Origin of the sequence: Streptomyces sp. NPDC005438 (assembly GCF_040606315.1) — a bacterium.
In the GTDB taxonomy this organism is placed as follows: domain Bacteria; phylum Actinomycetota; class Actinomycetes; order Streptomycetales; family Streptomycetaceae; genus Streptomyces.
In genome coordinates, this window is record NZ_JBEXEP010000010.1 from 71703 (window position 1) to 93920 (window position 22218).

18 protein-coding genes are annotated in these 22218 nt (G+C 73.7%); 9 read left to right on the forward strand and 9 right to left on the reverse strand.

Annotated features, from left to right (window positions below; all coding sequences use genetic code 11):
* Window positions 1-107: 107 nt before the first annotated feature.
* From ABZT14_RS20690 to ABZT14_RS20700, 3 genes are all read right to left on the reverse strand, one after another.
* Window positions 108-191, reverse strand: a complete 84-nt coding sequence (locus ABZT14_RS20690) for a putative leader peptide (RefSeq protein WP_356305165.1) — start codon at window positions 189-191, stop codon at window positions 108-110.
* A 93-nt stretch (window positions 192-284) separates the two neighbouring features.
* Window positions 285-884, reverse strand: coding sequence for a GNAT family N-acetyltransferase (locus ABZT14_RS20695; protein ID WP_356304867.1), 600 nt, complete (start codon window positions 882-884; stop codon window positions 285-287).
* 336 nt (window positions 885-1220) lie between these two features.
* Complete coding sequence (locus ABZT14_RS20700) at window positions 1221-2246, reverse strand: LacI family DNA-binding transcriptional regulator (RefSeq protein WP_356304869.1); 1026 nt, start codon at window positions 2244-2246, stop codon at window positions 1221-1223.
* A 341-nt stretch (window positions 2247-2587) separates the two neighbouring features.
* On the opposite strand from ABZT14_RS20700, the gene ABZT14_RS20705 reads away from it, so the two are divergent.
* The gene (locus ABZT14_RS20705) at window positions 2588-3337 is read left to right on the forward strand and encodes a hypothetical protein (RefSeq protein WP_356304871.1); all 750 of its coding nucleotides are present in this window, start codon (window positions 2588-2590) and stop codon (window positions 3335-3337) included.
* 196 nt (window positions 3338-3533) lie between these two features.
* Here ABZT14_RS20705 and ABZT14_RS20710 read toward each other — a convergent pair whose 3' ends face one another.
* Complete coding sequence (locus ABZT14_RS20710) at window positions 3534-4154, reverse strand: TetR/AcrR family transcriptional regulator (RefSeq protein ID WP_356304873.1); 621 nt, start codon at window positions 4152-4154, stop codon at window positions 3534-3536.
* 273 nt (window positions 4155-4427) lie between these two features.
* On the opposite strand from ABZT14_RS20710, the gene ABZT14_RS20715 reads away from it, so the two are divergent.
* The gene (locus ABZT14_RS20715; RefSeq protein ID WP_356304875.1) at window positions 4428-6608 is read left to right on the forward strand and encodes a 2Fe-2S iron-sulfur cluster-binding protein; all 2181 of its coding nucleotides are present in this window, start codon (window positions 4428-4430) and stop codon (window positions 6606-6608) included.
* Between the two features lie 953 nt (window positions 6609-7561).
* Window positions 7562-8533, forward strand: coding sequence for a carbohydrate kinase (locus tag ABZT14_RS20720; protein ID WP_356304877.1), 972 nt, complete (start codon window positions 7562-7564; stop codon window positions 8531-8533).
* A gap of 3 nt (window positions 8534-8536) precedes the next feature.
* On the opposite strand, the gene ABZT14_RS20725 is transcribed toward ABZT14_RS20720, so the two are convergent.
* A complete protein-coding gene (locus ABZT14_RS20725; protein ID WP_356304879.1) occupies window positions 8537-10177 on the reverse strand; it encodes an acyl-CoA dehydrogenase family protein in 1641 nt (546 codons plus the stop codon).
* A 104-nt stretch (window positions 10178-10281) separates the two neighbouring features.
* On the opposite strand from ABZT14_RS20725, the gene ABZT14_RS20730 reads away from it, so the two are divergent.
* Window positions 10282-11430, forward strand: a complete 1149-nt coding sequence (locus ABZT14_RS20730; RefSeq protein WP_356305167.1) for a YihY/virulence factor BrkB family protein — start codon at window positions 10282-10284, stop codon at window positions 11428-11430.
* 263 nt (window positions 11431-11693) lie between these two features.
* On the opposite strand, the gene ABZT14_RS20735 is transcribed toward ABZT14_RS20730, so the two are convergent.
* Window positions 11694-12128, reverse strand: a complete 435-nt coding sequence (locus ABZT14_RS20735) for a MarR family transcriptional regulator (protein WP_356304881.1) — start codon at window positions 12126-12128, stop codon at window positions 11694-11696.
* A gap of 93 nt (window positions 12129-12221) precedes the next feature.
* Here ABZT14_RS20735 and ABZT14_RS20740 point away from each other — a divergent pair, with 93 nt between their 5' ends.
* The 4 genes from ABZT14_RS20740 (at window position 12222) to ABZT14_RS20755 (ending at window position 17433) form a co-directional block, all read left to right on the forward strand.
* Complete coding sequence (locus tag ABZT14_RS20740; RefSeq protein WP_356304883.1) at window positions 12222-12713, forward strand: MarR family winged helix-turn-helix transcriptional regulator; 492 nt, start codon at window positions 12222-12224, stop codon at window positions 12711-12713.
* A 302-nt stretch (window positions 12714-13015) separates the two neighbouring features.
* The gene (gene rsgA, locus ABZT14_RS20745; RefSeq protein ID WP_356305169.1) at window positions 13016-14164 is read left to right on the forward strand and encodes a ribosome small subunit-dependent GTPase A; all 1149 of its coding nucleotides are present in this window, start codon (window positions 13016-13018) and stop codon (window positions 14162-14164) included.
* A 224-nt stretch (window positions 14165-14388) separates the two neighbouring features.
* Entirely contained in the window at window positions 14389-15531 is a 1143-nt protein-coding gene (locus ABZT14_RS20750) for an MFS transporter (protein ID WP_356304885.1), read from the forward strand.
* A gap of 126 nt (window positions 15532-15657) precedes the next feature.
* Window positions 15658-17433, forward strand: coding sequence for a hypothetical protein (locus ABZT14_RS20755; RefSeq protein ID WP_356304887.1), 1776 nt, complete (start codon window positions 15658-15660; stop codon window positions 17431-17433).
* Window positions 17434-17552: 119 nt separating this feature from the next.
* Here the strand turns inward: ABZT14_RS20755 and ABZT14_RS20760 are convergent, their stop codons facing one another.
* Window positions 17553-18722, reverse strand: a complete 1170-nt coding sequence (locus tag ABZT14_RS20760; RefSeq protein WP_356304889.1) for a DUF2637 domain-containing protein — start codon at window positions 18720-18722, stop codon at window positions 17553-17555.
* A gap of 228 nt (window positions 18723-18950) precedes the next feature.
* Complete coding sequence (locus ABZT14_RS20765) at window positions 18951-19808, reverse strand: (2Fe-2S)-binding protein (protein WP_356304891.1); 858 nt, start codon at window positions 19806-19808, stop codon at window positions 18951-18953.
* 201 nt (window positions 19809-20009) lie between these two features.
* Between ABZT14_RS20765 and ABZT14_RS20770 the strand changes: the two genes are divergently transcribed.
* Window positions 20010-20717: a GntR family transcriptional regulator gene (locus ABZT14_RS20770; protein WP_356304892.1), complete on the forward strand. Its 708-nt coding sequence runs from the start codon at window positions 20010-20012 to the stop codon at window positions 20715-20717.
* A 545-nt stretch (window positions 20718-21262) separates the two neighbouring features.
* Here ABZT14_RS20770 and ABZT14_RS20775 read toward each other — a convergent pair.
* Window positions 21263-22018 (reverse strand): hypothetical protein, encoded by a 756-nt coding sequence (locus tag ABZT14_RS20775; protein WP_356304893.1) that lies wholly within the window; start codon window positions 22016-22018, stop codon window positions 21263-21265.
* Between the last annotated feature and the right edge of the window lie 200 nt (window positions 22019-22218).

Here is a 22218-nt window from a genome sequence, read left to right on the forward strand (position 1 = left end):
GGGCATGACACGAGGGCCCGTTGGGGGCTGGAGGGGGTGCGTACGACAGGGGGCGCGGGCCCGCGACGGTGAGGGCTGCTAAGAGGCTGGGCGGTGCTGCGGCGGTGTCAGCTCACCGGACAGAAGGAGCTGGACAGGCGACCGAGGTCGACGTGGCGTCGACTCACCAAGGCGATTCCAGCGGCAGGCATGAGGCAGAGAATCCCATGTGCCGATCCGTGGCGTCCATGAGCTTCCAGAATGCGGACGAGAGTGGCTCGCTGGGTGAGACGGGGTGGTCTGGGTCACCGCTCCGTGAGATCGGCGTCCGGCCAGGGGCCCGGTGTCGGCCGCCATGACTCCTCGGCCGTGGTGGTGTCGTAGAGCCGGAAGCCCCGGGCCCGGTAGTTGTCCAACGCGTGCGGCCCGTCCTTGCTGCAGGTGTGCACCCACACCCGCCGGGTCGGCACCCGGCCCTCCCACCGTTCGGCCAGGTCCCAGGCCCGCGCGGTGGCCACCGACAGCAGCCGTCCCCCGACGCCCCGGCCACGGAAGGCGGGCAGCAGTCCGAAGTAGCTGATCTCCACGGTCCCCTCGGGCTGGGAGCCGTCCAACTCGCAGAAACCGGCCGGGGTGTCCCGTACGAAGGCGACCCAGGTCTCCACTCCGGGACGCTCCACAAACTCCCGCCACCGCTCCCGGCTCCAGTCCAGGCGGTCGGTCCAGGTCACGTCCTGCCCGACGGCGGTGTAGAGGAACCGGCTGAACTCGGGGGAGGGCACCTCGGCGCGGGCGATCCTCAGCCCGGTGGGCGCCGGGGCCGACCGCTCGGCGGGCTCGTCCGTCCTCAACTGGGCGGGATCGGTCTGCTCCAGGTACCAGGTGGTGACGGTGACGGTCTCCATGGCGCTCAGTGCACCACACCCGCCGCCCTCCGGCCCAGCGTCTCACCGACTGGAACGCCCCCTGGACCAGGGCTTTCCGCCACGGGCCACGTCCAGACGCGGGTGCGGCGTCGAGGGCGCGAGGTTCCCGAAGGGGGCGACGACGGCGGACAACAGCGGCCACGGCAACGACAACGGCCACGACGGCGCCCGGTCACCAAGAAACCAGCCGCAGCCGGAAACCGCCCACCGGGCGCCGCCGCAAGGGGGCGCGTGGGTACCCGCGAGACGTGCGCGGCCCCGCCGCGCGTACGGGTCTCCCGCACGGGTCACCCCCGGTACGCCGTAACGGCCGAACTACCGACCCGGACCGGGCAGTTCGCCCGATCCCCGGGGCAGCAGCCGTACCGGCACCGTGGTGGTGGCCGCCGCCGCGCGGTCACCGTCCAGCCGGGCCAGGGCGATCCGCGCCGCCTCCACCCCGACCTGCCGGGGGTCCTGGGCGATCACCGTCAGCCCGGGCCGCACCAGGTCGGCCAACGGCATGTCGTCGAAGCCGACCATGGCCACCCGGTCCCGTACCCCGTCCTCGGACAGCGCCTCCATCACCCCCTGGGAGGCGAAGTTGTTGGCGGTGAACACCGCCGTCGGCGGATCACCGCCGGACAGCAGGCGCCGTACCGCGCGGCCGGCCGCGTCCGGGGTGTGGGCGTCGGCCACCAGGGAGCGGTCCAACGGCAGCCCGGCCTCGTCCAGAGCCTGCCGGTAGCCCCGGAACCGTTGCTTGCGGGTGTAGAGACTCGCGGGGCGGTCACCGACGAAGGCGACGCGTCGGTGTCCCCCGGCGATCAGGTGGGCCACGCCTCGCCGGGCGCCCTCCAGGTTGGCGCTGACCACCGCGTCGGCGGTGATCCCCGCGCCCGGCCGGTCCACGAACACCACCGGCAGCCCGCTGCCCCGTTCCTTGCGCAGCGCCCGGTGGTCGCCCCCGGTCGCCGGTACCACCATCAACGCGGACACCCGCCGGGCCAGGAACGCGGCCACCAGGGCGCGTTCCTTGGTCACCGACTCGTCCGAGGAGCCCAGCAGCAGGGTCAGCCCCCGGTCCCCGAGGGCGGACTCCACCCCGCCGGCCACCGAACCGAAGAAGGGGTTGCCGATCTCCGGCACCACCAGGCCGACCGTGGAGTCCCGGGCGCCCACCCGCATGTTGCGGGCCATGAGGTTGGGCTGGAAGCCGAGTTCGGCGACCGCCTCCCGCACCCGGTCCCGGGTCGCGGCGGAGACCGGCCCGTCCTCGTTGAGGACGCGCGAGACGGTCTTGGCGCTGACCCCGACCCTCTTCGCCACGTCGGTCAGTGTGGGTCGCCGCGAGCTGGCCATGGTCCTCGCTTTCCCGCCGACCGTCACCCTGCCCGGGGTCGGTCCCTCACCTGCGGCTCCGGTCCGTACACCGGGCCGTGCTCCCGCCGCGTCGACGGTACCGTTCCCGACCCTCCGCTCCACCCGTGGGGCACCCCACCCCCGACGGCTCCCGAAGGGCCGCCTCTGGAAGGGACACCGCGCCGGCCCGCGTACGGTCAGGCCCACCCGCCCCGTGGGGCGGTACGCCGCCGGCCCGCCCCCGGCTACGGGTCGACGGGTACGTCGAGTTGAGGTGGTGTCCGGGGACCCGTACCGAGTAAGGGTGTGACACCCCGGTCCGCCAGGCCGACAATCGTGCGATGACTGCCAGGACGAGCCGCCTCACCCTCCGCGTTGTCGTTCCCGACGCTCCCCGAAGGGGCGCCACCGTGGAGGTTCGCCCGCTGGTCGACGGTGCGGACATCCTGGCTGGGGCGTTCCCCAGGGGGCCGGCCGGAGAGCCCCGTGACCTCCTGCGGGGAGAGAGCCCGCTCCTGGCCGCCACCGAGCCGCACGAGGTGCGGCTGGCCGAGGCGGGGTGTACCGAGGGGTGTTGCGGCGCGCTCTACGTGACGGTCCGCAGGGACGACGACCAGGTGGTCTGGAGCGCGTGGCGTAACCCCGCCGAAGCCGGCCCGGATCTGCCGGAGTTCCGGTTCGACGCCCGGGAGTACCAGGCCGAGGTCGAGCGGGCCGTCGCGGACCACAGTTGGGAGTGGCCGGCCCACACGGTCGCCCGGCTGTTGGAGTCGAGGCTCAGGAGCCGGCCCGACTGGCCCGCACGGTGGGACTGTGAACTGGAAGGTGTGGCCGCCTGGGTTTGGGAGCCCGAGCGGATCAACCTGTTCCTCCTCCACCCAGGTCACTCAGACATGAGGACGGAGGGTGCCTGGCTCCAGTTCCGCATGGTGCTCGACGTCTCGGGCGACCCTCCTGACGAGCAGGCCGAGAGGCTCGCCGAACGACTGCTGGCGGGGGACCCACGGCAGTCGGCCGAGGTCTGCGGTGGGTCGTGGGAGTACGCCAGACAGCTCGGTTACCCGTGGACGCGGCGACGCCGGGGAGCCTGACGCTCCCTGGCGGTTCTCCCTGAGGCAACCGAGGTGTTCCTCGACGCGTGGGCGAGGGAACCGGCACGGTTGCGCTGGCGGGGCCGGCCCCGGCCTGTCGCCGCGTCGACGGGACCGCCCTCGGTCCTCCGCCCCACTCGTGGGCGGGCCGGCATCGGAGGGTCCGGCTCCGTAGGGGGTACGGTCACCGGCTGGGCTACCGGTCGGCGCGCAGATAGCGCGTGACCATGTCGACAAGTTCCCCTTCCAGTCGTTCGACCTCTACGGGCCCGGGCGCCGCCATCAGCTGGTGGGTGTTCAACTCGATGGTTCCCACGATGAGTTGGGCGGCCATGTCCAGGTCCCGCACCCGGACGTCCGGGTGGCGGGCGAGCAGGTCGCGCAGGTGGGCGACCCGTTCCCGGCCATGTCGGTCGATCGCCTCGACCAGTTCCCCGGAGATCGGCGCCTGCTCGAACATGATCCGCAGCAGCTGCGGGTCGTCCCGGTGGTGGTCGATCGCGTCACGCACCAGGGAGCGCACCGTTTCCCCGAGACTGCCCGGGGACAACGGGAGTTGGTCGGCCTCGACCCAGGGTCCCCGGTCGATGTGGCGCAACAGCAACTCGGCGAGGATGGAGTCCTTGTTCGGGAAGTACTGGTACAGCGAGCCGATGGAGAGGCGGGCCCGCTCGGCGATGCGGTTGGTGGTGCCGGCGGCGTAGCCGTACTCGGCGAAAACGTGAGCAGCGGCGACGAGGATGCGGTCACGGGTGAGTTCGGCGCGCACTTGTCGGGGCTTGCGACGTGGGGTGAGACGACGGTCGGCCGATGCCATCCGGTGGTCCTTCCGGCGCGGGAAAGGCGAGTAGCCAAGGAGCTGAGCTTTTGCTCACAATGGTGCCATGAGCTGCGCAAACGCAGTCCTCTGTGATCCGGGGGTCGAGCGGTGAGGCTGCCGGCCGGTCCTGTCGGGGCTGGCCGGGACCTCCCGTCCGCGCGGGCAACGGCAACCGCGTCGACACCCGCCATGTCCGGCCGGGACGCGTCCGCCAACGGTCCCGGGTGTCCCGTCCGTTCCACGCCTGGCCGATCTCGGAAAGGGAACCCCATGCGGCACGAGTCCTCCTCGGACGCCCTCCACCGGCTCACCACGACTCAGGAGGTCGAGGAGATCATCGGCCGACCGGCCGCGATGATCCTCCGCAAGCAGGTCGGCGCCCTGGACGAGGGCTGTCGCCGGGTCCTGGCCTACAGCCCGGTCGCGGCCTTCGGCTACCGGGACGGCTCCGGCGCCACGCGGACGACCTTCGTCGGGGGCGCCCCCGGCTTCGCCCGGCCGCACACCCCGACGCGGATTTCCTTCGCCGTACCGGAACCGGACGTCGCCCGTGGCCCCGCCTCCCTGTTCTTCCTGCTCCCCGGGGTGGGGGAGGTGCTCCGCGTCAACGGGACTGTGGCCGGCCGCAAGGGCGGGGAGACACTGGTGCAGGTGGCGGAGGCGTACGTCCACTGCGCCCAGGCCGTCATGCGCTCCCGTCTGTGGCAACCCCCGCCCCCGGTGCCGACTGCCGAACCGGTGGTGGGCGAGGGTCCGTTGGCCGGCCCCGGGGTGGCCGACTTCCTGGCCGCCTCCCCCTTCCTGGCCGTCTCCAGCGGGGACGCCAGTGGTGGCGGCGACACCAGTCCGCGCGGTGAACGGGGAGCGGTGGCCCGGATCGTGGACGGCCGCACACTGGTGATGGCCGACCGCAGGGGCAACAGGCGTGCGGACACCCTGTACAACCTGCTCCGGGACGACCGGCTCTCCCTCGCCGCCCTCGTACCCGGCCGTAGCGGGGTGCTGCACGTCCGTGGGCGTGCCGTGATCACCGACGACGCCGCGCTGCTGGAGACCCTGGCGCTCCGAGGGGTACCACCTCACCTGGCCCTGGTCGTCGATGTCGAGTACGCGGAACTGGCCGCCAACGCCGCGCTGGCGAACGCCCGCCTGTGGTCCGTGGCCGGCCGACCGCCGGGCGGTGAGGCGCCGGACATGATGGCCCTGGGCAGCGCGCACCTGACCGCCGAGTCCCCCGACTCCACCGGTGGTTCGGCCCGGTTGCTGCGGGCCCTCACCTCGATCCCGGGGATACACCGCCTGATGCGTCGGGTGATGGACCGCGCCTACGGCACCGCCCTGCGTAAGGAGGGCTACCAGGACGTCAGGCCGCCGACCGCCTCCCGACAGGGCGGTACCGCGCCTCAGGACGTGACCGGCGGCGGACTCCGCCCGGTGCGTGTGGTGGAGGTACGCCAGGAGACGGCGACCGCCCGCACCCTCGTACTGGAGGACCAGGACCCGGAGGAGGCCAGGCCCTTCGACTTCCGTCCCGGACAGTTCTTCACCCTGGTCGCGGACGTGGACGGCCACCCGGTACGACGGGCCTACTCCGCGTCCTCCCTCCCTGGCGCTACGCGGCTGGAGGTGACCGTCAAGCAGGTGGAGGGCGGGCGCTTCTCCTCCCACGTGCACGGGGGGCTGGAGGTCGGTGACCGGCTCGCGCTGCGTGGCCCCTCGGGTACCTTCCACGCGGGTGACCGGACGCCGCCCCACCTCGTCCTCGTCGCGGCCGGCAGCGGGATCACCCCCCTGATGAGCCTGATCCGCGCCCGTCTGACCGACCAGGGCGGCCGTGACCGGATCGCGTTGCTCTACAGCAGCCGTAGCCGGGAGGACGTCATCTTCGCCGACGACCTGTCCCGGTTGGAGGCGGAGCACCCCGACCGTCTCTCGGTCACCCACGTCCTGACCCGGAGTGCGGGGCGGCTCGACGCGGAAGGCGTTCGGCGGTGGGTCACCGCGCTGTCGGTGTCTGACGGAGCGCACTACTACGTCTGCGGGCCCGGCCCGTTGATGGACACCGTCCGGGAGGTGGTCCACGCACTCGGTGTTCCCGAGGAGTGCCTGCACCAGGAGCGTTTCTCCCATGCTCCCGGTGCCGGGGCGGAGGCGACCGGACCCCGGCGGATGCGGATCGAGGAGAACGGCGACCTGGTGGGCGACGCCGTCGTGGAGCCGGGGCAGACCCTCCTCGACGCCGGTTTGGCCGCCGGACTGCCGATGCCGTACTCCTGCACGGTGGGCAGTTGTGGCGAGTGTGTGGTCCGCCTGCTAAGCGGCGAGGTGTCACAGGCCGAACCCCACTGTCTGACGCCGGAGCGCGAGGCCGAGGGATATGTACTGACCTGTGTGGGAGGTCCGCTGTCGCGGGTGACCCTCGACATCGGCCAGCCCGGAGCGGAGGGCTGACGGTGCCCGGGTGGAGGCGCTCCCCGGTGGCCGCTCGTCGTGGGGGACGGTGGAGGTCCGTGCCCCGGGTGCCGTTCAACCTGCCGGCGCTGTCGGACAGTTCGACGGGTTCCCCTCCGGTCGGGCGGCGCCCCGTAGGTGGCCGCCCGACCGGGAGCGCGGGTGTGTCCGGGCGCGCGGCCCCCGCGGCACCCACCAAGGGGCGGGCCACGGGTACGGAACCGGGGGAGCGGGAGGTCGGACGGGCTGGCGGGGAGTGGTGCGTGGACCCGTCGACAGTGATGTCAACGTTGACATACCATGCCCGCGATGGTGGGCCCCTGGCACACGGAGGTCAGCGCCCCGCGCCGGAACCGGGTCGACACGGAGGTCACCGACATCAGCCGTCACCGAACTCCCGCCCTGCCGTCGACGCCGGCCCCCACCCGTACCGGCCGGCCGGCGGGTACCGATGCTCCGCTCTCCTCCGCTTCCCGGTACGGCGACCCCGGTGACCGGTCCGGCGGTGAACACCCTGACCGGACCGGCAGGTTGGCCGGCACGAGGGCCGGCCAACAGGGCGACCCCTTACCCCGTGGAGCGCCCACGGACGGGGTCGCGCCCCCGCCGAGCCGAGTGAGCCCGGTACGCCGAACCGCGCCCACCCCCGGGGCGCCGCCGCACCTCCGGGCACCCGGCGCTCGGGGCCGGCCGAGGCCGGCCCGACCAGCGCGGCGTACGGCACCGCTCCACGAGCGCTCCATGGGCGGTGCGCCAGCCGCCGAGGCGGCGCCTCCGGCGCCGGAACCCCGGCTGACGTGAGCCCGCCTCCGCCCTCCGGCTCCCGGGAGCCGGAACCCCGCAACTCCCGTGATGCCAGGCCCCGTCGGTGGGCTCGGCACCACCGGGGGTGACCGTCAGGCAGTCTGGAGACCAGCACCGCTCCCCAGCGCCGGTACCGAAAGGCCCCGTAGATGACCCCGCCGAACCCGCCCACCGGTGAGGAGACCCTCCCCCTCGCCGTACTGGGCGAATGTGTCGCCGACGCCTTCGTCTCCTCCGGGGAGGCGGACGCCCTCAACCTGGAGGTGCTGCCGGGGGGTGGTCCGGCCAACACCGCTGTGGCCCTCGCCCGGTTGGGCACCCCCACCCGCTTCCTGGGCCGGTTGTCCCGGGACGTCTTCGGGCGGCTGTTCCACGACCACCTCGCCAAGTCCGGGGTGGACCTGGACGGGACGGTCACCGCCAGCCAGACCAGCACCCTGGCGGTGGCCTCGCTCAGCCCCCAGGGCGCCGCCGACTACTCCTTCTACGCCGACGGCGCCGCCGACTGGCAGTGGACCGCCCAGGAGTTGGCCGAGGCCACCCGCCCCCGGGTGGCCGCCCTGCACACCGGTTCGCTGGCCCTGGTACGGCCTCCGGGCGGTGCCCTGGTGGAACAGGCGCTGCTGCGGATCCGCGAGCGGGCCACCGTCTCCCTGGACCCCAACGTCCGCCCCCTGCTGGTGGACCCGTCCGTCTACCGCGAACGGCTGCACCGGTGGTGCGAGCTGACGGACATCCTGCGGCTGTCCGACGACGACCTGGCGCACCTGTGGCCGGGCGGTGCCTCCGAGACCCAACTCCACGCGGCGGCCGACCACTTCCACCGGCTGGGCGCCCCGCTGGTGGTCATCACCCTCGGCGGTGACGGGGTGCTGGCCTCCCTGCGGGGCAGCCGACTGCGGGTGGAGGCCCCCCGGACCGAGGTGGTGGACACCGTGGGGGCCGGCGACTCCTTCATGGCCGGGCTGCTGGACGCCCTGCACCGCTCGGGCGAGTTGGGCGGGCGGCTGGACGGACTGGAGGAGGCGACCCTGCGCGAGGCCCTGGCGCACGGCACCAGGGTCGCCGCCCTCACCGTCTCGGTCCGTGGCGCCAACCCGCCCTGGCGGCACCAGTTGTGAGGCTCAGTGGCCGCGCGCCCGCTCCACCAGCGCGTCCACGTTCAGGCCCCGGGGCAGCGTGCCGAACGCCAGCCCGGCGTCCGGGCCCAGCCGCGCCGCGCAGAACGCGTCGGCCACCTCGGCCGGCGCGTGCTGCACCAGCAGCGAGGCCTGGAGCAGCAGCCCCATCCGCTCCACCAGCCGCCGGGCGCCGGCCTCCAGGCCGTCCAGGTCGGACAGTTCGGTGAGCACCTGCTTGATCGCCGCGTCCAGCCGGTGGTCGCCCCCGCGAGCACGGCCGATCTCGGCGAGGAACGCCTCCAGGGAGCGCGGCTCGCGCTGGAGGGCCCGCAGTACGTCCAGGGCCTGGACGTTGCCCGACCCCTCCCACAGCGAGTTCAGCGGGGACTCGCGCAGCAGCCGGGGCAGGCCCGACTCCTCGACGTAGCCGTTGCCGCCCAGGCACTCCAGGGCCTCGGCCACCATGGGCGTACAGCGCTTGGTGACCCAGAACTTTGCCGTGGGCAGGGCGAGCCGCAGGAAGTGCCGCTCTAGGGCGTCGCCCTCCGTCGCCCGGTCCTGGGCCACCGCCAGCCGCAGTGCCAGGGCGGTGGCCGCCTCCGACTCCAGCGCCAGGTCGGCCAGCACGCTGCGCATCAGCGGCTTCTCCAGCAGGAGTCCGCCGAAGGCGGAACGGTGCGCGCAGTGGTGCAGGGCCTGGCTGAGTGCCTGGCGCATCAGGGCGGCCGAGCCGGTCACGCAGTCCAGCCGGGTGGCCGCGACCATCTCGATGATGGTCGCCACCCCGCGCCCGACCTCGCCCACCCGCCAGGCCACGGTGTCCTCGAACTCGACCTCGCTGGAGGCGTTGGAGCGGTTGCCGAGCTTGTCCTTGAGTCGCTGGATGCGGAAGGTGTTGCGCGCGCCGTCCGGCAGGACGCGCGGTACCAGGAAGCAGCTCAGCCCCTCGTCGGGCACCTGGGCGAGCACCAGGAACACGTCGCACATCGGCGCTGAGCAGAACCACTTGTGCCCGGTCAGCACGTACTCGCCGGGGGTGGACGTGGGCCGGGCCACCGTGGTGTTGGCCCGTACGTCGCTGCCGCCCTGCTTCTCGGTCATCCCCATTCCGGCCAGCGCGCCGGCCTTCGTGCCGGCCGGGGTCAGCCCCGGTTCGTAGGAGCGGGAGGTCAGCAGCGGCACCCAGCGTTCGGCCAGCTCACGTTCGGCGCGCAGGGCCGGCACCGCCGCGTGGGTCATCGACAGCGGGCAGCCGTGCCCGGCCTCCACCTGGCTCCAGACGTAGAAGCCGGCGGTACGCCGCAGCTGACCGCCCGGTGACCAGGCGTCGGTGAGCCCGGCGGCCACCCCCTGCTCCATCAGCCGGTGCCAGGCGGGGTGGAACTCCACCTCGTCCACCCGGTGCCCGTAACGGTCGTGGGTACGCAGCTGTGGCGGGTGCTCGTTGGCCAGTCGGCCCCACTCCCGGGCCTCCTCGGAGCCGGCGACCCGGCCCAGCTCGGTGAGCTCCGGCAGCACCGTGTCCCGATGCTTTTCGGCCAGCTCACGTTGGAGCGCCTGGGTGAGTGCGACATCCGAGGTGAAGACGTTGTCGCCGGTCAGCGGAGGCGGTTGGTTGGTCACCGTGTGGGTAGCGGGAGACATGCCGATACGTTAGGCGGGTGCGACCAGCAGAGGAAAGACCGGAACCGGACGGTGGCGCGTTCCGCCGTGCCCGGGTGATCTACCAGCACGTACCCAAGCGCAAGATGGCCTGGCTGCTGCTGAAGGACACCGTCAACTCCTGCATCGAGTACCGGATCCTCGGTCTGGCCGCCGAGGCGGCCTTCTTCACGCTGATCTCCATCCCGCCCCTGCTGATGGGCCTGATCGGTCTGCTGGGCTACCTGGACGCCTGGATCGGTACCGACACCATCGACTCGATCCGCACCAACTTCCTGGACGCCTCGGCCACCGTGCTCTCCGACCGGGGCGTGAACCAGCTGGCCAGGCCGTTGATCGACGACGTGATCGAGGGCGGCCGGCCGGACGTGATCTCCATAGGGTTCGCCCTGGCCCTGTGGTCGGGGTCCCGGGCGGTGAACGTCTTCATCGACACCATCACCGTGATGTACGGGCTGGACGGGCACCGGGGCATCGTCAAGACCCGGCTGCTGGCCTTCGTGCTCTACCTGGTCGCCCTGGCCATCGGGGCGGTGGTGCTGCCCCTGATGGTGGCCGGCCCGGACGCGGTGCTGCGGCTGGTGCCGCAGGCGGAGTCGCTGGTGAACAGCTTCTACTGGCCCACCGTGCTGCTGCTGTCGGTGGTGTTCCTGACCACCCTCTACCACGTGTCGGTACCGGTGCGTTCGCCCTGGCGGGAGGACCTGCCCGGGGCGGTGGTGGCCCTGGCGATGTGGGTGCTGGGCAGCTTCCTGCTCCGCGTCTACCTGGGCCGCACCGTGGAGGGGCCCACCCTGTACGGCTCACTGGCCGCCCCGGTGGCGGTACTGCTGTGGATCGGCATCTCCGCCTTCGCGGTACTGGTCGGGGCCGCCGTGAACGCCGCCCTGGACCGGGTGTGGCCCTCGGTGGCCACCGCCGCCGCCCGCCGCCTGAACGAGCAGGCCAAGGAGGCCGCTGCGGCCGAGCTGCTGGCCGCCGCGGCGGCCCGGCACGAGGAGCGGGGAGAGGAGGCCCGGCAGGAGAACGGCCAGGCCCACCACGAGCGCTGGACCCGCTATCTGCACAAGCGCGAACTGCGGGACCGCCTCCAGACGCTGCTCCACAAGCAGCAGGGCGGGCAGGGGGGTTCCGGGCAACGGGACGACTGGGACCGCCGCGACGACTGGGACCGCCGCGGCGACCCGGAGGGGCCGGGAGCCGGAGAGGGGGACCGGCCGGACCGGGATCGGTGAGCCGGGCTGGGGGCTCGTGGTGCGCGCGCTCCCCGTGGACGGTGGCCCATACGCGCTGGGGTGCCCTGGCGCACCGCCGCGCGGGACAGCGGGGGAGACCGCCGCCAGGGACCGGGTCGGAGGGGGCGAACCCGTACGGGCCGGGGGCTCAGGGACAGCTCACCGCCGGCGAACCAGCCCGTACGTCGAGGAGGCTGGCCCGCCTTCCTGGGGCGCTGACCCGCCTGGCGGCGGACGTTGGCGGACGTCAGCGGGCGTGGGACTCACGCCGGGCGGGCGGCGAGCGCGGTCTCCACGTTCCGTGACATGACGGACAGGACGCGCACCGTCTCCGCGTACTGCTCGGCGGTCAGACCGTCGAGCACGGTTGCCCGGGTCTGGTGGATGCGGGCCGCGACCTGCGCGTGGGCGGCGTGGCCCGCATCGGTGAGGGTCGCCAGGTCGTCGTCTTCGACGCGGATCCAGCCCCGGGTGGCCAGGTCGTCGAGCACGTCGTCCAGGTGCCGTGCGCCCTCCTGCCGGAAGGGGGCCAGCGCCTCGCGCAGCTCCGGTGTGGTCCGCCGGCCCTGGCCGAGGGTGTTGAGCACCTGCCAGTGGCGCCGGCTGAGGTCCAGGTCGGCCAGGGTGGTGTCGAGCTGGGTCTCCAGCAGATCGTGCAGGTGCTTGAGCCAGTAGCCGATCGGCCTGGGTGTGTCCATCGGAACTCCTTCGACCCCGTGCCTCTTCGACGTGATGCATGTAAATTAACATGCGATTGTTTTCCGCCATACATAGGCAGGTACGGAGAGAGCGTGGAGCCCGAACCCAAGGCACCCGAGGAACTGGTCGAACTCGCCCTGACCGGACTGTGGCGGGCGCGGAAGCGGCACGCGTTGGCCCGCCTGTCCGAACGGCGAGGCGAGCGGACCGGCCCCCACGCCACGTTGCCCGACGCGGTCTTCGAACTCCTGGACGTGGTCGAGGCCGCCGACACGGCGCCGACCGTGACCGAGGTCGCCGGTGAACTCGCCGTGGACCAACCCCGGGCCAGCCGACTGGTGGCACAGGCGCTGAACGCGGGGCTGCTCCGGCGCGAAGCGGACCAGCGTGACGGGCGCCGTTCCCTGCTCACCCTCACCGAGGACGGGGTGGACGTCCTCGCGACCGTCCGGGGCTTCCGGCGCCGGGTCATCTCCGAGGCGACGGCGGGCTGGCCCTCACCCGACCGGGAGGCGTTGGCCGAGTTGCTCACCCGCTTCGTACGGGACTACGCGCGGGTGACCGCGCTCAGGGAACACCGTTGACCGACGGGCCGGCACGGGCACCCGGGGCGGCACCAGGACCCACCACCGCGTCGGCGTCGGGAAAACGGTGGCGCCCGCCACACCGGAGGCTCTACGGTGACCGCGTCGGCGCGCGAGGCGCCGTGACGTACGGCGAGCGACCGGTGGGAGCCGGTCGTCGAAGGAGGTGGGGACCATGACGGCCTTTCCCGGAGCGGGGCTGACCCGTCTCACGCAGTCCGACCTCACTTCCGTGCCCGCCGGCTGAACGCCACCGACATCCCGCGCTCCCCGGTCGTGGCACCCGTTCAAGGGATCTCACGATCTTGTCCCAGGAAACCCCTGCCTTCGCGCCGCTCGTCCCCTACGGCTGGGACGACGGCTACGCCACCGACTTCGCCGCCCACGCCCGGCGGGGCCTGACCCCGGGCCGTGTGGTGCGCGTCGACCGTGGCCGGGTCGACGCGGTGGTGCCCGACGCCACCCGTGAACACGACCCCGACCTGCCGGGACTGCGTACCGTCCTGGCCGACACCGGACCGGTCGCCACCAGTGACCCCCTGCGGGTGCCGTGCACCGGTGACTGGGTGGCGCTCGAACTCGGCCCGACCCGGGCCGGTCTGGACGCGGTGATCCGCGCGCTGCTGCCCCGGCGCACCGCCTTCGTACGGTCCACCTCCAGCAAGCGGTCGGACGGCCAGGTACTGGCCGCCAACGTGGACCGGGCGGTGATCGCGGTGTCCCTGGCGGCCGAACTGGACCTGGGCCGGGTGGAACGCTTCGTCTCCCTCGCCTGGAACAGCGGCGCCCAACCCCTGGTGCTGCTCACCAAGGCCGACCTCATCCACCACCCCGGCACCCTGGACCACCTGCTGGAGGACGTACGGGAGGTGGCCCCCGGGGTGCCGGTGCACGCCGTCAGCGCCCTGGGCGGGACGGGGGTGGAGCGACTGGCCGAACTCTTCGCCGGCGGCACCTCGGTGCTGCTGGGGCCCTCCGGTGCCGGCAAGTCCACGCTGGCCAACACCCTGTCCGGGAGGGCGACCCAGCGGGTGCACGCCATCCGGGACGTGGACGGTAAGGGCCGGCACACGACCACCACCCGTGACCTGCTCCCCCTGCCGGGCGGTGGGCTGCTGATCGACACCCCCGGGCTGCGCGGAGTGGGCCTGTGGGGCGCGGAGGCCGGGCTGAGCCGGGCCTTCGCGGAGATCGAGGAACTGGCCGCCGAGTGCCGGTTCGGGGACTGCGAGCACCGTACCGAGCCGGGGTGCGCGGTACGGGAAGCCGTGGACAGTGGCGAATTGGCGCCCCGCCGGCTGGAGTCCCACCGCAAGCTGCAACGGGAGAACGCCCGGCTGGCCGCCCGCACCGACGCCCGGCTCAGAGCCGAACGCCGCAGGGAGACCCGACAACGGCAACGTCAGGGCCAGGAGGACCTGGCGCGTAAGCGGGGCGTGCGCTGGGCGTGAGTTCCCGGGGGCGGGGCCGGCGGCCCCGCCCCCGCCGGCGAAACTCACTGGCGGCTCGCCGTTTCCCGCCGTACGCTCGCGGTATGACCTGGCGACATTGATTCTCACGGCTGTTCCCCGCACGGTTCCTCCCGCTCCTCCCGCGTCCTCGTGGACCGGAGGGCGACCGCGCGCTGCGCTCCCTGAGCCGCCGCCTGTACGCCTACTCCTTCCTCAAGGAGCTGGTGCTCCTCTATCCGCTGTACGCCCTGCTGTTCGCGGACGTCGGACTGTCCGAGGCCCAGATCTCCTCGCTTTTCCTCGTCTGGTCGCTGACCGGGGTGCTGCTGGAGGTCCCCTCGGGAGTCTGGGCGGACGTCTTCTCCCGACGCCGGCTGGTCACCCTCGCGCCCCTGCTCAAGGCGACGGGTTTCGCGCTGTGGACCTGGTGGCCGAGCTACGGCGCCTTCCTGGCCGGTTTCGTGCTCTGGGGCGCCGGCAGCGCCCTGCGTTCGGGCACCCTCCAGGCCCTGGTCTACGCCGAGTTGGCGCGGCTGGGGCGTAGCGGCTCCTACGCCCGGCTGGTCGGGCGCGCGGAGGCCGGGGGCGACCTCGCGATCCTGCTGGCCACCGGGCTGGCCGGCCCGGTGTTCGCCCTCGCCGGCTACCCGGCGGTCGGGGCGCTGAGCGTCCTGGTCTGCCTGGGCGCCGCCCTGGTGGCCAGCGGCCTGCCCGATCACCGGCACCATCCCCCCTCGGGCCGGGCGCCGGCCGATGCGACCTCCGACGAGCCGCCCGAGGCGGCGCCCCGGGAGACGTCGACCGGGATGAAAGAGGTCTGGCGACGCGGAGTGGACGCGGCCCGGAGGTCACCGGCCCTGCGACGGGCGCTGCTGCTGGTGTCGGTACTGGCCGCCGTCGACGCCCTGGACGAGTACCTGCCCCTGCTGGCGCGCTCCTTCGGGGTCGACGTCGCGCGGGTGCCCGCGTTGTTGCTGCTGGTCAGTGTGGGTGGGTTGGTGGGGAGTTGGTGCGCGGAGTACGGACAGCACCGGGCCCCGTGGCTGCTGGTGGCCGGTGCGGCGTCCCTGGCGCTGGGCGCGCTGAGCGGCCACCCGGCGGGCATGGTGCTGGTCGCGGTGGCCTTCGGGATCTTCCAGTGGGCCGCCGTGGTCGCCGACGCCCGCCTCCAGGACGCCGTCGACGACCGGGCGCGGGCGACCCTGGGGTCCTTCGCCGGGCTGGGCACCGAGACGGTGTCGTTGCTGATCATCGGGGGGTTCACCCTCGGCGCGCTGTGGACGGGGCCGGGCCCGCTGATGGCCCTGTGCGCGCTGCCCTACGGCCTGTTGGCCCTCCGCTGGGCCACCGCCCGCCGCTCGCCCTGACCCTCCTCCCCGTGGAGTGTCCCGGTGGACCGCCCCGGTGGACGGGGCACCCGTGGCCGTACCGCAACCAACTTGGGAACCGCGATGAGGCGGTGGGCCCTGCGGTACCCGTGGAGAATGGGGCGCATGACAGAGCAGGGGGGCCGGCAGGGCCACAACCAGGGCGAGGGCGAACCACGCGACTGGTGGGGGAAGTTGTACGCGAACGACGCCTCGGACACCGGGGGCAGCCGCACCGGGGACACCGTGGAGGGCCATCTCGCCTCCGCCGCCGAGGTGTTGGGCGCCCCGATAGCCGGGCCCGACGGTGCCCGGGACGGTGCCTACGACGAGGGGCCCGACCGGTCCGACAGCGCCGAGGACACCGGTGGTGACCGAGCCGGTGCCTACGACAGGGCCCACGACAGCGGTGACGACAGCGCCCGTCAGGACGTCCACCACGGTCCCCTCACGGCCGGCGGGGGCGCCCCGGAGGAGGACCCGCCCGGCCCACCGGACGGGGACCCCGACCCCGACGGCCAGCCCGCACCCTCCGAGGACCGCCCCGACCAGCGGGGCCACACCACCCGGGCCACCCTGCGGCTGCGCCAGGTGCCGGACGAGGCGATGCCCGAGGAACGGCCCGTCCCCGAACCCCCGGCCCAGCCCCCCACCGGGCCGGTGGAACAGGCCCCGGCCGAGGAGCCCCACGGCGACCCTGGTCCCGACCCGGGCCCCGACACCGGTGCCGATCCCGACGGCGACCCCCACGACCCCGACGCGCCCCTGCCCGGCGAGTCCCCCCGTACCAGGGTGCTGGCGACCGTACGCCGGCCCACGGCGCCCCACTCAGGGTCCTCCGAGGCGTCCTCCCCGCCGCCCCCCACGGCACCGACCGCCGCCCCGGAGTCCGGTGGCGGGGCCGCCGCGCCGTTCGCCGGCGCCTCCCTCGGCGACCCCTCCGGCCTCGACCTGGCTCCACTGGCCGACCCGCACGCGCTGTACGCCCTGGTGCCCCACACGGTGCTGGACGGCGCGCGCAGCGGCACCAGCGTGGTGCGCACCGCCTCGGTGCGCGGACGTACCGCTGACGAGGCCCAACAGCCGCGCCAGGACGCGGTGTTCACCGCTCGTTTCGGCGAGGGGGAGAGCGGGCTGCTGCTGGCGGTGGTCGCCGGCGCCTCGCCCCACTCCTGCCTGGACCCCCGGTTGGTCGGGCTGCCGATGGAGGCCTGCGCCAACCTGGCCGCCGCCATCGGCCGCAGCCACGAGCGGCTCACCCAGGACCTGCGGGCCAGCCGTAACGGTGCCCTGAAGTCGGGGCTGCACCGACTGACCAACCGCTGCTACGCGCGGTTGCGCGCCCGTACCTCCGAACTGGCCGGCCCCCACGTGCCGTTGCCCAGCGGTCTGCGCGCACTGCTGCTGCCCGCCGACCCCGAGTGCCACAACCGCATCTACTTCGGCTTCGGCGACGGGGGACTCTTCCGGCTCCGCGCGGGAGCCTGGCGGGACATCGAACCCAGCCTCCAGGACGCGGCCAGCGTCGACGACGGGCGCGCCAGGGGACCCGCCGACCCCCGGGGCGCCGTCACCGGGGAGGTGTCGTTGGCCCCGGACGCCGGAACCTCGGGCCCCGGACACACCAGCCCGGGGCTGCCTGTCCGGGAACCGGGCCCCACCGAGCCGTTCCGCTTCCGCGCCTCAATCGCCCGACAGGGGGACACCCTGCTGCTGTGTGGGCCGGGCTTCGCCGAACCCCTGCGTGCCGACCGGGACTTCGCCTCCGACCTGGCCGGGCGGTGGGCCGACGTGCCCCGGGCGCCGAGGTTGCCGAAGTTCCTGGACGACGTGCTGACCCCGGTGGAGGGGCACCCGGGGGACCGTACGGTCGCCGTGGTGTGGGAACTGCCCGTGGAGTGAGTGACCTTGGGGCGGGGCGCCCGGCTGTCGCGACCCGCCCCAAGGAGTCCGTGCGCCGCCTGTTCCGTCCGCGCCACCCCGGCCCGACACCCACGGGCGGGGTTCGGGTTCGGGGAAGGTCAGCCGAACTGCCGCTCGATGGCGGCGAGTTTCTCCTCCAGTGAGTCCAACCGGGGGCCGCTGGCCGACAGTTCGTCCGGGGACTCCGTCCCCTCACGCCAACTGTCCCGGGGGTCGGCCTCCGTATCGTCCCGTTCCTCGGAGGAGCGCCGGCCGGAGGTTCCGCTCCCAGCGCTCCCGGCGCTCCCGGCGGTGTCCCCCTCCGACCGCTTCTCCGGCTGCTTCTCCCACCGCTGCTCGCGGCGGGACGCCGGTTCGTCGACCGCCACCGGCAGCCGGGACCCGGAGGCCTCGTCCTCGGCGGCCCCGGTGGTCCGGGGCGCGGGCAGGGCCCGGGGCTGCTCGGGCGGGACGCGGTCGGCGGGGTGGTTCCAGGGCCAGGGGGAACGGCGCAGCGCCTTCAGCTGTGCCCGCTCCAGCCGCTCGCGCTCCCGCTGCCGCTGCTGCTCCTCCTCCCGCTCCCGGCGATCCCGACGGACCTCGTCCACCGCCTCGTCCAGGGTGCGCACGCCCTCCAGCAGCATCAACGACCAGGCGCCGAAGGTCTCCCGGGGAGCCCGGGCCCAGCGCACCACCCGGATCTGGGGGAGGGGGCGCGGCACCAGGCCCTGTTCCCGGAGGGCGGCCCGGCGGGTCTGCTTCAGCGCCCGGTCGAACAGGATGGCCGCCGACAGGGACATCCCGGCGAAGAACTGCGGTGCCCCGTCGTGCCCCAACCCCCGGGGCGCGTGGACCCAGTTGAACCAGGCGGCGGCCCCGGCGAAGGCCCACACCAGCATCCGGGAGCTGAGGGAGGCGTCGCCGTGGCTGGCCTCCCGTACGGCCAGCACCGCGCAGAACATGGCGGCGCCGTCGAGTCCGAAGGGCACCAGGTACTCCCAGCCGCCGGACAGTCCGAGGTTCTGCCGACCGAAGCCCACCAGCCCGTGGAACGACAAGGCCGCCGCGACGGCGGCGCAGCAGAACAGCAGGGTGTAGGAGGCGGTGGCGAACATCGTCTCCTTGCGGCGGCGACGTTGCTCCGCGCGTTCCCAGGAGTCGGCGAGCCCGCCCTTGTCCGGGTCGTTGTCCCTGCGGCTCCTCGCCAGCACCACCGCGCCGATCAGCGCGACGGCGAGAAGGCCGACGCCCGGCAGCAGCCAGCTCAGCGAGAGTTCCGTCAGTTTCATCGGGCATACCCCTTGCCCGGCCCGTGGATGGTCGGCGCCGTGCTCGTCTCGACTTGGGTGTCGCGGAGCAGCTTGACCGAAACTCGGGGGTGTCTAGGGGTTTTTCGCCGCGAAGCCACCCGAACGTGGTGCCTGTGCGAGGGCGGGGAGCCGCTTTAGAACGCGGTGAGCGGGTACGGGATTCCACCGCTCACGGCGGGCTCCCGAGTGGCCCCGAGTTGACGGGCCTCAGCCGGCCTCGGCGGTGGCGGCCAGCAGCCGTCGCAGCCGCTCGCCGTCCCTGGTGCGGGGGCAGGTGACACAGGCGTCGTCGGGGCGCAGGGTGTAGAACAGGCAGCAACTGGCCCGGTCCCGGGTGGTCAGCGCCCGGCCGTCGGGGGCGGCCAGCTCGCGGAACGCGGCGCCGCGCCGGAACGGGGTGGTGCGCCCCGGCAGCAGCCGGCCGGCGTCCTGGATCGCCCGCTCCTCCTCGTCCAACAGCCCGCCCACGTACCACAGCCCCTCGGTCATGGCGTCGGTGACCATGCCCCACAGCGCCTGGGTGCCCCGGCGGGTACGGACGCGGAAGGAATCCAGCACCGGCGCCAACTGGTCGGCCACCTGGGACCGAACCCGGGCGCGCAGCTCCTCCTCGTCGTCCACCACCAGGGCTCCGGGCAGGCCGGCCGCCGGGTCCCGTGGCAGACAGCTGAACCGCTCGACGGCGACGGTGAGTTGGCCCGAGCCCCGGTGGAAGGAGAGCGCGTCGGCGTCCAGGTGCGGTACCCGGCGCAGCAGGAACCACGGGAGGGTCACCAGCAGGCTGACCGGCCAGGCGTAGCGGTGCAGGGCGAAGGCGGCGACGACGTGGGGGAGGGCCTCCTGGCCGTAGTCGCGGCGGACCTGTTCGGCGTCGTGGGCGAGGAAGGCGGCGGTGGCCGGGCCGTCCTCGGTGAGTTCGGAGGGTGTGATCCAGCCGTTGCCCTGCCGGGGCGGCCCCTCGACGACGCGTAGCGGGGGGAAGACCTCATGCAGCCGCGCGTAGGCCGTGCTGAACGGTGAGAGCTCGGTGCTCAGCGTCGCACTGTCGGGTGCGGGCATGGGCATGGTGCGGCCCCGAATCCACGGTCGATGACTAGGGAAGGCTTACCTTACTTCACTCTCGGGGTGTGTGATCTCAGGGTGCTGACGCCTAAGGTGCTTCCACACACCAGGAGGGACCAGATGGAGCGGACCCGTACGCAAGCCCGCACCGAAGCGGGGACTGCCGCGTCGCGCACCCATGAGTCGGCCCGGTCCGGGAGCCGGGTGACGGAGGCGCGCGGCGAGCACGTGCACGTCGACGCCGCGCACCCGCCCGCCGAGGAGGGTCGGTCGGAGGACCGGCCGCCCGCGCCCCGACGGCACTCGGTACGCGCCCAGGTGCTGGGCGCCCTGCGCAGAAACCTGGCCAACGGGAAGCTGACCCCCGGCCGGGTCTACTCCGCGCCCCAACTCGCCGAGCACTTCGGGGTTTCCGCGACCCCGGTGCGGGAGGCCATGCAGCAGCTGGCGGTGGAGGGTGCCGTGGAGACGGTGCCCAACCGGGGGTTCCGGGTGGCCCAGCGCACCCCCCGCGACCTGGCCGAACTCGGCGAGGTGCGCGCCCTGTTGGCGGAGAGCGTGGTGCTGCGGCTGGCCCGTACCCTCCCCGCCGAGCGCTGGGAGGAGCTGCGTCCCCTGGCGGACCGGGCCAGCCAGGTGGCCGCCAGTGGTGACCGGGTCGCCTACGCCGAGGCCGACCGCGCCTTCCACGGCGGGGTGCTGTCCCTGACCGGCAACCGGCAGCTCGGGCTGGTGGCCGACACCCTGCACCGCCGCGCGGTACTGGCCTGGGCCTGCTCCCCGGCGCCCCGCCGTTCGCTGATGCTGCGGCACGCCGACGAGCACCACAACCTGCTGGACGCCCTGGTGAGTCAGGACCTGCCACTGGTGGAGGTCCTGGTACGCGAGCACCTCACCTCCGAGGGCTTCTGACCGGCTCCTGACCGGCCCCGCCGACCGTGACCGGGCGGCCTCGGGCCCGGGTGACCGCGAGCGCCCCGGTGCGTTCCCGTTCTCCGGCAGGGCACCGGGCGGGTGCTCACTCCCGCCACCCTGGCCGAACTCCCGTGACGGCACCGGGGGTTGGGGGCCGCCAAGCCGCTACGGAGCCCGGGCGCCCAGCGGGCCGCTCCGGCACCGCCCGAGGCCGCGCACTCCTGCGGTCGCCCCCTGCGCCCGTGCTGGATGGCCTCGGCGGAAGGGCGCTGTCGACGTCGTGGGCAACCTGGCCGCGCACTCCTGCGGTCGCCCACGCGCCCTCCTGTGGTCGCGCCCGGTGGGCAGCTTCCGACACGGCTGACCCCCTGCGACCGAGCGTCGTCGTGGCCGTCGTCGACACGGCACCCGCACCCGCGGGGGCAGCTCCGGCGGCGCCCGATGGGCACCCGCCAGGATCGGTCGCCCCGGGTGGACGGGCCCCGGACCACCCGGGCGGGTACGGGCGGTGCCCCAGGCCCAGGCCCGGGTCCCGGTCCGGCTCAGTCCGCCAGCTGGGGAGCCAGCCAGGTGGGCACCTCGCCCAGCGACCGGAACAGCCGCCGCGCCTCCTGGCGCAGCCGTGCCGCCTCCTCGGGGTCCTGGTGCACCTCGGCGAGGGACACCAGCGCCGGGGCCATGCCGATCAGGTACCCCAGTTCCTCGCGGATCCGCAGCGACTCGGCGAACCCGTGCCGGGCCTCCGCCAACTCCCCGCTGCGTACGGCCAACCCGGCCAGGTGGCGCCAGGTGAACGAGCACAGCAGCGCGTCCTTCTGGGCCAGCGCGCCGGTGTGGGCGCGGCGGTAGGCGGCCTCGGCCGCCTCGGGGTGCTCGGAGACGTGCTCGGCGACCAGCCCCCGGCGGTAGTCCAGCAGGGCCCGTCCGGGTGCTCCCGGCACCAGCAGTGCCGCCGCCCGGCCGAGGGCGGCCCGGGCTTCGTCGGCACGGTCGCGTACGCCCAACACCGTGGAGGCGTACGCCAGTTGGCCACGTTCGCAGGCGGCCAGCCCGCGTTGCTTGTCGTCGGAGGCGAGCGCCTCGGCGGCGCGGAGGGCCTCCTCGGCCCGCTCCCAGCCCTGCGCGGTGAACATGCACCGCTCCACCAGCAACCCCACGCGGCGTACCGCGACCTCCGCCTCCCGCTCCGCGCGGGGGGCCAGCAGTGCCGCCGCGTCCTCCCAGCAGCCACGGGACCGCAACCGCCACACGTCCCGTTCCAAAAGGTCCTCTCCCGCCTGCTGTACCGAATCTGCCATGGCGGTATCCGCCACCTTGCCCTCCCCAAGCGCGCCATCGAGCTGGAAGCCGGTGATCTGTGGCGGAATCTCAGCACGAATGCGCGTGCTACGCCAAGAGGCTGGGTGAACGAATTCACAAACCGTGTCGTCCCAGCGTACGGAACGTCCGATTCCCGTCGTCGGTGGCCGATGACCAGCGCTCACCCGCCAACGAGCCG

Excerpts from the sequence above, each read along its gene's own strand:
- ABZT14_RS20690 (WP_356305165.1), bottom strand. The coding sequence starts at position 191 with ATGCCTGCCGCTGGAATCGCCTTGGTGAGTCGACGCCACGTCGACCTC.
- ABZT14_RS20695 (WP_356304867.1), bottom strand. The coding sequence starts at position 884 with ATGGAGACCGTCACCGTCACCACCTGGTACCTGGAGCAGACCGATCCC.
- ABZT14_RS20700 (WP_356304869.1), bottom strand. The coding sequence starts at position 2,246 with ATGGCCAGCTCGCGGCGACCCACACTGACCGACGTGGCGAAGAGGGTC.
- ABZT14_RS20705 (WP_356304871.1), top strand. The coding sequence starts at position 2,588 with ATGACTGCCAGGACGAGCCGCCTCACCCTCCGCGTTGTCGTTCCCGAC.
- ABZT14_RS20710 (WP_356304873.1), bottom strand. The coding sequence starts at position 4,154 with ATGGCATCGGCCGACCGTCGTCTCACCCCACGTCGCAAGCCCCGACAA.
- ABZT14_RS20715 (WP_356304875.1), top strand. The coding sequence starts at position 4,428 with ATGCGGCACGAGTCCTCCTCGGACGCCCTCCACCGGCTCACCACGACT.
- ABZT14_RS20720 (WP_356304877.1), top strand. The coding sequence starts at position 7,562 with ATGACCCCGCCGAACCCGCCCACCGGTGAGGAGACCCTCCCCCTCGCC.
- ABZT14_RS20725 (WP_356304879.1), bottom strand. The coding sequence starts at position 10,177 with ATGTCTCCCGCTACCCACACGGTGACCAACCAACCGCCTCCGCTGACC.
- ABZT14_RS20730 (WP_356305167.1), top strand. The coding sequence starts at position 10,282 with ATGGCCTGGCTGCTGCTGAAGGACACCGTCAACTCCTGCATCGAGTAC.
- ABZT14_RS20735 (WP_356304881.1), bottom strand. The coding sequence starts at position 12,128 with ATGGACACACCCAGGCCGATCGGCTACTGGCTCAAGCACCTGCACGAT.
- ABZT14_RS20755 (WP_356304887.1), top strand. The coding sequence starts at position 15,658 with ATGACAGAGCAGGGGGGCCGGCAGGGCCACAACCAGGGCGAGGGCGAA.
- ABZT14_RS20760 (WP_356304889.1), bottom strand. The coding sequence starts at position 18,722 with ATGAAACTGACGGAACTCTCGCTGAGCTGGCTGCTGCCGGGCGTCGGC.
- ABZT14_RS20765 (WP_356304891.1), bottom strand. The coding sequence starts at position 19,808 with ATGCCCATGCCCGCACCCGACAGTGCGACGCTGAGCACCGAGCTCTCA.
- ABZT14_RS20775 (WP_356304893.1), bottom strand. The coding sequence starts at position 22,018 with ATGGCAGATTCGGTACAGCAGGCGGGAGAGGACCTTTTGGAACGGGAC.